The organism is Clavibacter nebraskensis NCPPB 2581 (assembly GCF_000355695.1).
GTDB lineage: Bacteria > Actinomycetota > Actinomycetes > Actinomycetales > Microbacteriaceae > Clavibacter > Clavibacter nebraskensis.
In genome coordinates this window covers 528,043-538,048 of record NC_020891.1, presented here as the reverse complement: position 1 = coordinate 538,048, position 10,006 = coordinate 528,043, and the positions used below count along the sequence as shown (strand labels likewise).

Below are 10,006 nucleotides of genomic sequence, written 5' to 3'. Positions count from 1 at the left end.
CGTCGCGCGGCGACCCCGCCCCGCATCGGACGGGCGGCCGTCAGATCATTCGCGGGCTACCGGGCGTCGCGACCCGTGAGCGCGAGCAGCCGCACCTGCAGGGGCGCGTCCTCGGCGACCGGCACGGGCGACGCGAACAGGCCGCTGGCCTCGAGCGTGTCCTTCTGCGGGGCGAACACCGTCCACGTGGCGCGCACGAGCTCGTCGTCGATGCGCTCGTCGGCGCCGACCGCGCGCGCGAGGTCCCAGCCGTGGATCACGACGTCGGACAGCTGCTCGCGCAGGTACTCCCGGGCCGGCACGCGGTCGGTCGACAGCAGGACGGGACGCTCCGGATCCACGCCTTCCCACGCCGCGAGCGCCTCGCGGGAGTAGCGGCCCCACTCGGCCACGAGGTCGTCGTCGAGCGCGCGGATGTGCGGCTGCCCGGTCTCCGCGGTGTGGCCGGCGAGGAGGAGCGGCACCCACTGCTGCTCCTCGATGACGTGCGCCACGAGCTCGCGGACGTCCCACTCGACGTCGGGCGTGGGCGCCGTCCAGTCGGTGACCGCGCCGAGGCGGTCGGCGAAGCGGTCGTGCGCCCGGCGGATGAGGTCGTGCCAGTCGAGGTCGGTGTCCATGGTCGAGCTCCCGTCGGTGGTGTCACCGGGGAACGTCCGCGGCGGGCGCGCGCATTCCCGCTCCGGATCCGGGTGGCGCGACGGTCGTCAGGCCGGGGGCTGCCGCACGGCGGAGAACTGGTGGCGGGGAGCCCGGAGCGCCCGGAACGGATCCGTGCCCGCGAGGCCCTGCAGCCCCGGCGCTAGCACCCCGAGGATGCCGACCACCGCCACGGAGACGACCAGCATGCGCGGCCAGCCGGACGCGACGGGGTGCACGACGGCCATGGGCTCCAGCAGGTTGACGCCGACGAGGAACACCGTCGCCGAGACCGCGAGCGACATGGCCGCGCCGTCCGCGATGCCGACGACGGCGAGGATCACGAGCACCCACAGGCCGTACCAGGGGTACACGACGGGCGACATGGCGACGATGCATGCGAACGCCAGCGCGAGGCGCGCCTCCCCGGAGAGGGTGCGGGTGGTGAGGATGCACCACGCGGCGCCCGCGAACCCGAGCACGATGCCCGCGGTCTTGATCCCGCCCTCGACCGCGCCGCCCGGACCGCCGAGCGCCTCGACCAGGGGGCCGAACGCGCCCGCGGCGATGCCGAACGGCATGAACCAGGAGACGACGGAGACGGGGCTCGACAGCGCGGAGATCCAGCCGAGGCCGACGCCGAGCAGCTCGCCGCCGAGCGCGAGGAGGCCCATCGCGGCGATCCCGGACGCGGTCCAGGCCGCCCACACGCGCGGGTCCCGCGTGGGCGGGCGGAGGCCGACCACGCCGCCAGCCGACCCGTCGACGGCCACGCCCTCCGGCGCCCGGTCGTCGACGCGGCGGGCACGCATCTCCGCGTGCACGATGGCGACGATGGGCAGGGCGAGGAGCGCGATGGGCTTGACCGCCACCGCGCACGTCACGAGCAGCACGCCGAGCACGGGCCGGGAGTCGATGGCGGCGAGGAGGCCGGCGACCAGCAGCCCCATCATCAGCGCGTCGTTGTGCGCGGCCACCACGAAGTTGAAGACGACGAGCGGGCTCGCGGCGAGGAACCACGCCGTCCGCACGGGGTCGATTCGGCGGCGGCGTGCGATGCGGAGGCCGCACACGACCATGAGGACGACGCCGACGACGGCGACGCCGCGCGCGGCGAGGACCGCGACCTCGACTCCGACGGCGTCGGAGATCGCGCCGATGACGCGCTCGATCGCGAGGAACAACGGGCCGTAGGGCGCGGGGTTGTGCGCCCACAGCGGGTCGACGCCCGTGCTCCGCCAGTCGGGCAGCACGCCGGGCCCGTGCTCGTACGGCGAGAGGCCGGCGCCCAGCACGCGGCCCTGGGCGATGTACGAGTAGATGTCGCGGCTGAACAGCGGCGCGCTGAAGAGGAGCGGGACGGTCCAGACGACCGCGAGCCGCAGCGTGGCACGCAGGCCGGACAGACCGAGCCGCGGGAGGAGCGCGCCGAGGAGGAGCCAGCCGGAGGTGAGCATCAGGCCGCCCACGACGACCCCGAGCGACGCCACGCCGGTCGCGAACGGCGAGACGCGCAGGGCGCCGATCACGGGTGTCCGCGACAGCTCCGACTCGGCCGGCGCGTGGCCGACGACGAACGAGGCCACGAGGAGGATCAGCGAGCCGGCGAGGCCGACGAGCCCCGGCAGCATCAGCGGATGCGCACCCAGGGATCCCGGGTCACGCGCCTCGCGGCGGCGCGGACGCGCGGATCCCCCCTCGGCCATCACGGGCGCTCGACCGGGGGGTCAGCGGCGCGCGGCGCGGGCCACGGCCCAGACCACGCCGCCGACCGCCACGACCGCGCCTACCCCGACGGCCACGACGAGCAGCGGGTCCTCGTCGGCCGTGCGGCGGATGCGGCGACGCAGGTCGGCGATGCCGTCCTGCGCCCGGCGACGGACGTTCAGCTTGGCCTCGAGCGCGTCGAGCGTCGCGGAGATCTCCTCGCGCGTGTGCTGGATGTCGAGCTTCAGCTCGGTGCGGGACCGGGGTCCCGTGGGGCGGGGGCGGTCAGTGGTCATACTTGCCGGTCCCCTTCACCGCGTCGACGTCCTCCTTGAGGCTGTCCACCGTCTCCTCGGGCATCGGCGGGACGCCCTTCTTGAGCCAGCGGATGCCGAGCAGCGCCAGCACCACCGTGATGAGGAGGAAGACGCCCGCGACGATGAGCGCGGACAGCCACGGCGAGAACGCCTCGGACAGGCCGAGGATCGCGGCGGCGACGAGCACCAGGAACGCGATGAACGCGAAGAACAGCGCCACGACGAGGAAGCCGGCACCGATCCCCGCGTGCTTGAGCTTCGAGACGAGCTCGTTCTTGAACGACTCGATCTCGTCCTTGATCAGCTGGACGATGAGCGTCGGCAGGTCGGCGACGAGCCGGACGAGCGAGCGCTTGCTCTTCGGATTGAGATCCTGATCCGTCATGCGGGTTTCCCTCCTGGGGATGGGCTTGCGGGTCAGCGGGAGGTGCCGGAGCCGTTCGGCTCGGGCGAGGCGGGGTCCATGGTCGGGTACGAGGAGGTCGACGCGCTCGAGGGCGTGGTGCCGCGCGAGGAGTCCTTCTTGCCGCCGGTGACGGTGCCGACGACCTTCTTGGCACCGCCGACGACCGCGTGCGCGACGTCGGGGGTGTGGTCCTTCACGAAGCCGGCCGCGTTGTCGACCTGGCGCTGGACCTTCGGGTCATCCCAGACCTTCTTGGCGTTCGTGCGGATCTGCTCGTAGCGCTTGCGTCCGGCGCGGGCGCCGAGGACGTAGCCGACACCAGCTCCGGCGACGAAGAGAAGCTTGCCTTTCATGGGAGATCTCCGATCGTTGAAGGGGCACGTGCAGCACACGTCGGTCCAGCGTATCCCTCCGGCGCGGCCGCGTGGTCGGGGCGGCGGGGCGGTCGGTGCCCGGCCACGCGGGTCCTCGACCGCGCATCAGCGGCCCAGGAGGCGTGCCGCCGCGGCCTGCGCGTCGGCCACCACGGAGGCGAGACCGGTGCCCGCGACGGCGGATCCGGTGATCTCGAGGCCCGGGTGCTCCGCGGCCTCGTCGCGCACGGCCTGCACGCGCTCGCGGTGGCCGGAGGCGGCGAACGGGAGGGCGTTGGTCCAGCGCACGCGGGCGGATCCGGTGACGCGGCCGGCCAGGTCGACGCCGAGCAGCGCCGACGCGTCGTGCACCGCGACGGCGGTGAGCTCGTCGTCGGGGACGGCCGCGGTGTCGTCATCGCCGCCCGCGCGCCCGTAGGAGAGGCGGAGCACGTGCCGGTCGCCCGCCTGCTCCTTCAGCCACGGCCACTTGGCGGTGGCGTGCGTGAGGGCCTTGGCGCGGATCCCCGGGGCGTCGGCCGCGACGAGCACGCCCGTGCCGCGGGGTGCGGCGTCGAGCTCGGGCGCGCGCACGACGAGCGTGACCAGCTCGACGGAGGACGGCTCGGGCCAGCCCTCCGTGACGGCGCGGGGCGCGAGGCCGGAGAAGAGGCGGATGAGCCCGGCAGCGGGGATCGCGAGGACCACGCCCGCCGCGTCGATGCCGCGGCCGTCGGCGAGCTCGACGTGCCAGTCGTCGTACGCGGCCGCGCCCTCGTGCGAGCGGTGCCGGTGCACGGACTCCACGGCGAGCGAGGTGCGGACGTCGACGCCGAGGCGCGCGAGGTCGGCGGCCAGGGCGTCGACGAGCAGGTGCACGCCGCCGACGATGCCGCTGACGGCGGATCCCGCGGGGGACGCCGCGCGCATGGACGCGACCGCCTTCCCGAGCGACCCCTGCTCGGCGAGGCCGGCGCGGAGGCCGGGCGCGACGGAGTCGGCGTCGACCTCGTCGGGGTGGGCGCTGTGCACGCCAGAGACGATGGGGGCGACCAGCCGGTCGACCACGCGGTCGCCCATGCGGGCGCGGACGAGGCCGCCGAGCGTGCGCTCCTTCGCGCCGACGGAGGCGGGGAGGAGGAGGTCGGCCTTCGCGCGGGCGACGCTGGCCCGGCCGATGGCGGTGGCGATGGTGGCGTCGAACGGGTGCGCGGGGATCCCGAGCAGGCCCGTGCGCGGCAGCTGGATGGCGCGCTCGGCGAGCTGCACCCACGCGCCGTCCGGATTCGGCTGCACGATCCGGTCGGCGAGGCCGAGCTCCCCGAGGAAGGCGGCGACCGTGCCGCGGCGGGTGGCGAAGCTCTCGGCGCCGCTGTCGAGGCGGAGGCCGTCGACCACGTGGGATCCGACGGTGCCGCCGAGCGCGGGCGACGCCTCCACGAGGATCACGCGCTTCCCGGCGAGGGCGCACGCGCGGGCGGCGATGAGGCCGCCCACGCCGCCGCCGATCACCACGACGTCCGTGGGATCCACCTGGCCGGCCGCCTGCCGCGGGTCGCTACTCACGGACGAGCTCCACGATGCGGGTGAGCACGGTGGGGTCGGTCTCCGGCGGCACGCCGTGGCCGAGGTTGAGGATGTGGGCGGGCGCCGCCTCGCCGCGCTCGAGCACGTCGCGCACGTGCGCCTCGAGGATCGGCCACGGGGCCGCGAGGAGGGCCGGATCGACGTTGCCCTGGACGGGGACGGATCCGCCGAGCCGCCGCGACGCCTCGTCGAGCGGGATGCGCCAGTCGACGCCCACCGCGTCGACGCCCACGTCGTGCATCGCGCCGAGCAGCTCGCCCGTGCCGACGCCGAAGTGGACGAGCGGCACCGTGCGGCCGTCCGCGGCGATGATCGTGCGCACGTGGTCGAGCGCGAGCGCGGACGCCGGGGCGACGCGCTGCGTGTAGTCGGCGAGCGAGAGGCCGCCCGCCCACGAGTCGAAGAGCTGGGCGGCGGAGGCCCCCGCCATGACCTGCGCGTGCAGGAAGACGCCCGTGATCTCGGCGCACCAGCGCATGAGCGCGTCCCAGGCGTCGGGATCCGCGTGCATGAGGCCGCGGGCCGCGATGTGGTCCTTGCTCGGCCCGCCCTCGACGAGGTACGCGGCGAGCGTGAAGGGGGCGCCCGCGAACCCGATGAGCGGGGTGTCGCCGAGCTCGGCGACCGTGCGCGCGACCGCCTGGCGGATGGGCTCGAGGGCGGCCGGATCCAGCGACGGCAGCGCGGCCACGTCGGCCGCGGTGCGCACGGGCTTCTCGAGCACGGGGCCGCGGCCCGCGACGATGTCGACGCCGACGCCCGCGAGCTTCAGCGGGATGACGATGTCGCTGAAGAAGATGCCCGCGTCGACGTGGTGGCGGCGCACCGGCTGCAGCGTGATCTCGCTGGCCATCTCCGGGTCGAGGCACGCGTCGAGCATGCGCGTGCCCACGCGGAGCTCGCGGTACTCGGGCAGCGACCGGCCGGCCTGGCGCATGAACCACACGGGCGCGCGCTCGCCGCGGTGGCCGCGGTACGCCTCGACGAGGAGCGACGACGCGGTGCGCGTGTTGAGCGGGTGCTCCGCGGGGAGCGGGACGGCGGCGGACGAGGGCACGGAGGACGGCGAGGAGCTGGGCGTGATCACGGAGGAGATCATCGCATCCCCCGCCTGCGCGGCGGCTCGGCTGGGGAGGCGGCCCGGCCTAGCCAGGGTGCCCTCACCGGCCCGGAGCACACGGTGGGGAGGTTTACCATGGAGCGTGCTCATATGTCTGACGGCGAGTCATCACAACGCCAGCTTCGAGGTCCTCGAGAAGCTGTCCGTGGCCGCACCCTCCGTCGCCGGCACGCTCATGGCGCAGAACGACTTCATCGCGGGCGCCGTCGTGCTCGCCACCTGCAACCGCTTCGAGGCCTACCTCGACGTGGAGGAGCCCCTCACTGCGGCCCGCGCCCTCGCCGTCGAGGCCACGGTCGACGTGGTCAGCGGCGCCAGCGGCATCGGCCGTGACGACGTCCGCGGCAGCGTCGACGTGAAGTGCGGCGACGCGGTCGCCGAGCACCTGTTCGCCGTCTCCTCCGGGCTCGAGTCGGTCGTCGTCGGCGAGGGAGAGATCGCGGGCCAGGTGCGCCGAGCCCTCGAGGGCGCGCGCACGGGCGGCACCACGAGCACCGGCCTCGAGCGCCTCTTCCAGACCGCGTCCAACACGTCCCGCGGCGTCAAGACCCGCACAGGACTGCAGAGCGCCGGCCGCTCCATGGTCCGGCTCGCGCTCGACCTCGCCGAGAGCCGCATCGCCGACTGGTCGGCCACGCGGGTCCTGCTCGTCGGCACGGGCGCCTACGCCGGTGCGAGCCTCGCTGCCCTCCGCGACCGCGGCGTCGTCGACGTGCACGTCTACTCCCCCTCGGGCCGCGCGCAGAGGTTCGCGGGCCCCCACGGGATCCCCGCCGTCGAGGGCCGCGACCTGCTGAAGGCGCTCGCCGCATCCGACATGGTCGTCACCTGCAGCACCGCGCCCGCCGCCGTGCTCGCCGCGGACCACATGCAGGGCGCCGCCGCGGTGTCGGGCGACGGCCGCCGCCGCCTGGTCATCGACCTGGGGCTCCCCCGCAACGTGGATCCGGACGTCGTCACCGTCGAGGGCGTCGAGCTGCTCGACCTCGAGACCATCAGCCTGCACGCGCCGTTGCGCGACCTGACCGCCACGGACGACGCGCGCGAGATCGTCAGCACCGCCGCCGCCGAGTTCCGCGCCGCGAGCGCCGAGGACGAGGTGGCCCCCGCGGTCGTCGCCCTGCGCACCCACATCTTCGACGTCCTCGAGGGCGAGCTGGAGCGCGTGCGCAAGCGCGGCGACTCCTCCGAGGCCACCGAGAAGGCGCTCCGGCACCTCGTCAGCGTCCTCGTGCACCAGCCCTCCGTCCGCGCGCGCGAGCTCGCGCGCCAGGGCGAGGGGGCCCGCGTGGTCGACGCCGTACAGGCGCTCTTCGGCCTCGACGTGGAGATGCCCGCCGCGGTGTCCTCCCCCGTCGCCGTCGCGCTGCCGCGCACGGCCGAGGCAGGCCAGGCGTCGTGAGGCCCCGCATCCTCCGCGGCCCGCGCCTCGATGCGCCGCTCAGGATGACGGAGCCCGTGCGCACCGAGCGCCTGGTGATCCGGCCGTACACGGCCGACGACCTCGACGACTACGCCGACATCCAGCGCCGGCCCGACGTGGTCGAGTACATGTTCTGGCCGCTCCGCGACCGCGAGGCGTCGAAGCGCCACCTCGCCGCCCGCCGCCGGCAGACGCGGCTCGAGCAGTCGCACGACTTCCTCGGCCTCGCCGTGGAGCTCCCCGACGAGCCGAGCCTGAACCCGCGCGCGGGATCCGGCCGCGTGGTCGGCGACGTGTCCCTCCTCCTCCGCAACGCGGCATCCCGCCAGCTCGAGATCGGCTGGGTCATGAACCCGGACTTCGCCGGCCGCGGCTACGCCACCGAGGCCAGCCGCGCCATGCTCGACATCGCCTTCCAGCGCGCGGGCGCCCACCGCGTCCTCGCGCAGCTCGACGCCCGCAACGCCTCGTCCGCGCGCATGGCCGAGCGCCTCGGCATGCGCCACGAGGGGCTCTTCCGCGAGGAGCACCTCGTGAAGGGCGAGTGGGTCGACAGCCTCTACTACGCGGTGCTGGCCGACGAGTGGGCGGCGACGCCGCCCGCCACCTCCTGACCCGGCGGATCCCCGTGGACGGCGACCTGCCCGCGCTCGACCCGGTCGAGGTGCGCGGTCCCGTCCGCACCGCCCGGCTCGTCCTGCGGCCCTTCACGCCGGACGACGTGGTCGCGATCGAGTCGTACGCGGAGTCCCCCGGCGCCCGGCCGCACCTCGCCGGATCCGCGGCCGACCCCGCGCGCATGCTCGCCGACCGCCTGGACTGGACCCGCCTGGCTGGCGTCGGCGACCGGCTCGCCCTCGCGATCGAGCTGCCCGCCCAGGGCCAGCGGTGGGCGCGGGTGGTCGGCGAGGTGCACCTGCTGCTGCGGGACCCGGGTGCCCGGCAGGCCGAGCTCGGGGTGGTGCTGCACGAGGACGTGCGGGGAGCGGGGCTGGCGGCGGAGGCGGCCGACCGGATCCTCGAGCTCGCGTTCGCCGAGGCGGGCGTGCACCGCGTCGCGTGCCGGTTCGACGCGGCGGACGCGACCGCGCTGGGGCTGGCCGAGCGCCTCGGCATGCGACGCGAGGCGCTCCTCGTGCACGACCGATGGGCCGGAGGAGCCTGGGCCGATACCGTGGTCGTCGCCCTGCTCGACGTGGAGTGGGCGGCTCGCAAGAGCCTCGACGGACTGTAGGAGGACCGCGTGACATCGACCCCCGACCCCGCCGGACGACCGGTCGTCCCCGTCCTCGACGACGACGATGACGACCTGGACGAGCTGGACGTGCCCGACGGCGACGGTCCCGGGGACTCCGGCCGACGCCGCAGCCCGGACGAGCGCCCGCTCCGCGTCGCCGCGCTCGCCCTCGTCCGCGACCGCCGCGTGCTGATGGTGCGCGTGGAGGGACAAGACGTGCTCTACCTGCCGGGCGGGAAGATCGAGCCCGGCGAGGGCGCGCGGCAGGCGCTCGTGCGCGAGGCCGCCGAGGAAGTGGGGCTCGACATCGACCCTGCCACGATCGAGGACCTCTTCACCGTCCTGGCCGACGCCCACGGCGTGCATGCGGGGCGCCTCGTGAGCATGACCGTCTACCGCGCGGAGCCCCGGGAGGGCACGCGGCAGGAGCCCGTGCCGTCGGGGGAGGTGGCCGAGGTCGAGCTCGTCGGATCCGCGGACGCCGACCGCTGCCCGCCCGCCGGCCAAGCGGCGCTGGAGCGCCTCGTGGCGCTCCGGCTCATCGACTGACGGCGTCGTCCCCGGGCGCGGCGTCGGCGGCACCGGCATCGACGGGCGCGCGGGATGCGGCGGCCAGCTCGGCCGCCCGCGTCGCGCGGACCTTACGGCGCTGGTCGACGAACGCGATCGCGGCCACCACGGTCGCGATGCCGCCCGCGACGAGCGTGCCCGTGACCTCGCCCAGGCCGTCCGCCTGCACGGCGGCCACGAGGATCGCGACGGTGAAGGCGGCGATGACGACCGCGACCGCGAGGATCAGCCAGGAGAGCAGGCCCTTCGCACGGGCGTCGGGGGTGCGGGTGGCCATGTGCCCATCCTCCCACGGGCGACGCGGGATCCTGGGGCGGCGCCCGCCCGTGCGTCCGGTGGGAGGGGGTGACGCCGGGGGCGCGCGGGCGTAGCGTCGGAGACGTCCCATCCCCCGAACGAAGGAGCGCATATGAGTGCGGATGACAAGGCCCAGAACACCGGCGAGAAGCTCGCGGGGAAGGCCGAGGAGGCCTTCGGGAAGCTGACCGGCGACGACAGCAAGGTCGCCGAAGGCGAAGCGAAGCAGGCCGGGGCAAGCGCCAAGCAGGCCGGCGAGAACGTGAAGGACGTCTTCAAGAAGTAGGACTTCCTCAAGGGACGTCCCTCCTGAGAGGCGAGGGGCCGGATGCCGAGCATCCGGCCCCTCG

Annotated in this window: 13 protein-coding genes; 5 read left to right on the top strand and 8 right to left on the bottom strand. The window is 75.0% G+C overall.

Annotated elements, in window-relative coordinates; all coding sequences use genetic code 11:
- Positions 1-56: 56 nt before the first annotated feature.
- From CMN_RS02685 to hemE, 7 genes are all read right to left on the bottom strand, one after another.
- A complete protein-coding gene (locus CMN_RS02685) occupies positions 57-620 on the bottom strand; it encodes a TIGR03086 family metal-binding protein (protein WP_015489317.1) in 564 nt (187 codons plus the stop codon).
- Positions 621-707: 87 nt separating this feature from the next.
- The gene (gene mptB / locus CMN_RS02680) at positions 708-2,270 is read right to left on the bottom strand and encodes a polyprenol phosphomannose-dependent alpha 1,6 mannosyltransferase MptB (protein ID WP_231853774.1); all 1,563 of its coding nucleotides are present in this window, start codon (positions 2,268-2,270) and stop codon (positions 708-710) included.
- A 96-nt stretch (positions 2,271-2,366) separates the two neighbouring features.
- Positions 2,367-2,642, bottom strand: a complete 276-nt coding sequence (locus CMN_RS02675) for a DUF3618 domain-containing protein (protein ID WP_015489315.1) — start codon at positions 2,640-2,642, stop codon at positions 2,367-2,369.
- A complete protein-coding gene (locus CMN_RS02670) occupies positions 2,632-3,048 on the bottom strand; it encodes a phage holin family protein (protein WP_015489314.1) in 417 nt (138 codons plus the stop codon). Before CMN_RS02670 ends, CMN_RS02675 begins: the two co-directional genes overlap by 11 nt.
- 32 nt (positions 3,049-3,080) lie before the next feature.
- On the bottom strand, positions 3,081-3,422 hold the full coding sequence (locus tag CMN_RS02665) for a hypothetical protein (protein WP_015489313.1): 342 nt from the start codon (positions 3,420-3,422) through the stop codon (positions 3,081-3,083).
- A 126-nt stretch (positions 3,423-3,548) separates the two neighbouring features.
- Positions 3,549-4,988 carry a protoporphyrinogen oxidase gene (hemG, locus tag CMN_RS02660; protein WP_015489312.1) on the bottom strand — a complete coding sequence of 480 codons (1,440 nt, stop codon included), beginning with the start codon at positions 4,986-4,988 and terminating at the stop codon, positions 3,549-3,551.
- The gene (hemE, locus tag CMN_RS02655; RefSeq protein WP_015489311.1) at positions 4,981-6,108 is read right to left on the bottom strand and encodes a uroporphyrinogen decarboxylase; all 1,128 of its coding nucleotides are present in this window, start codon (positions 6,106-6,108) and stop codon (positions 4,981-4,983) included. The genes hemG and hemE overlap by 8 nt, the downstream gene beginning before the upstream one ends.
- Positions 6,109-6,211: 103 nt before the next feature.
- On the opposite strand from hemE, the gene CMN_RS02650 reads away from it, so the two are divergent.
- Genes CMN_RS02650 through CMN_RS02635 form a run of 4 tightly spaced genes read left to right on the top strand, consistent with a single transcriptional unit; the run spans position 6,212 to position 9,338 of the window.
- Complete coding sequence (locus CMN_RS02650; RefSeq protein ID WP_015489310.1) at positions 6,212-7,531, top strand: glutamyl-tRNA reductase; 1,320 nt, start codon at positions 6,212-6,214, stop codon at positions 7,529-7,531.
- A 56-nt stretch (positions 7,532-7,587) separates the two neighbouring features.
- A complete protein-coding gene (locus tag CMN_RS02645; RefSeq protein WP_106389112.1) occupies positions 7,588-8,166 on the top strand; it encodes a GNAT family N-acetyltransferase in 579 nt (192 codons plus the stop codon).
- Positions 8,167-8,180: 14 nt separating this feature from the next.
- Positions 8,181-8,786, top strand: a complete 606-nt coding sequence (locus tag CMN_RS02640) for a GNAT family N-acetyltransferase (protein ID WP_015489308.1) — start codon at positions 8,181-8,183, stop codon at positions 8,784-8,786.
- 9 nt (positions 8,787-8,795) lie between these two features.
- Positions 8,796-9,338, top strand: coding sequence for an NUDIX hydrolase (locus CMN_RS02635; protein ID WP_015489307.1), 543 nt, complete (start codon positions 8,796-8,798; stop codon positions 9,336-9,338).
- Here CMN_RS02635 and CMN_RS02630 read toward each other — a convergent pair.
- A complete protein-coding gene (locus tag CMN_RS02630; protein WP_015489306.1) occupies positions 9,328-9,636 on the bottom strand; it encodes a hypothetical protein in 309 nt (102 codons plus the stop codon). The two genes, CMN_RS02635 and CMN_RS02630, sit on opposite strands and share 11 nt — an antisense overlap.
- Positions 9,637-9,768: 132 nt before the next feature.
- Here CMN_RS02630 and CMN_RS02625 point away from each other — a divergent pair, with 132 nt between their 5' ends.
- Complete coding sequence (locus CMN_RS02625; protein ID WP_015489305.1) at positions 9,769-9,942, top strand: CsbD family protein; 174 nt, start codon at positions 9,769-9,771, stop codon at positions 9,940-9,942.
- Positions 9,943-10,006: the final 64 nt, after the last annotated feature.

Coding starts and splice junctions, on each gene's coding strand:
- CMN_RS02670 (WP_015489314.1), bottom strand. CDS start 3,048: ATGACGGATCAGGATCTCAATCCGAAGAGCAAGCGCTCGCTCGTCCGG.
- CMN_RS02665 (WP_015489313.1), bottom strand. CDS start 3,422: ATGAAAGGCAAGCTTCTCTTCGTCGCCGGAGCTGGTGTCGGCTACGTC.
- CMN_RS02625 (WP_015489305.1), top strand. CDS start 9,769: ATGAGTGCGGATGACAAGGCCCAGAACACCGGCGAGAAGCTCGCGGGG.
- CMN_RS02675 (WP_015489315.1), bottom strand. CDS start 2,642: ATGACCACTGACCGCCCCCGCCCCACGGGACCCCGGTCCCGCACCGAG.
- hemE (WP_015489311.1), bottom strand. CDS start 6,108: ATGATCTCCTCCGTGATCACGCCCAGCTCCTCGCCGTCCTCCGTGCCC.
- mptB (WP_231853774.1), bottom strand. CDS start 2,270: ATGCTGCCGGGGCTCGTCGGCCTCGCCGGCTCGCTGATCCTCCTCGTG.
- CMN_RS02685 (WP_015489317.1), bottom strand. CDS start 620: ATGGACACCGACCTCGACTGGCACGACCTCATCCGCCGGGCGCACGAC.
- CMN_RS02630 (WP_015489306.1), bottom strand. CDS start 9,636: ATGGCCACCCGCACCCCCGACGCCCGTGCGAAGGGCCTGCTCTCCTGG.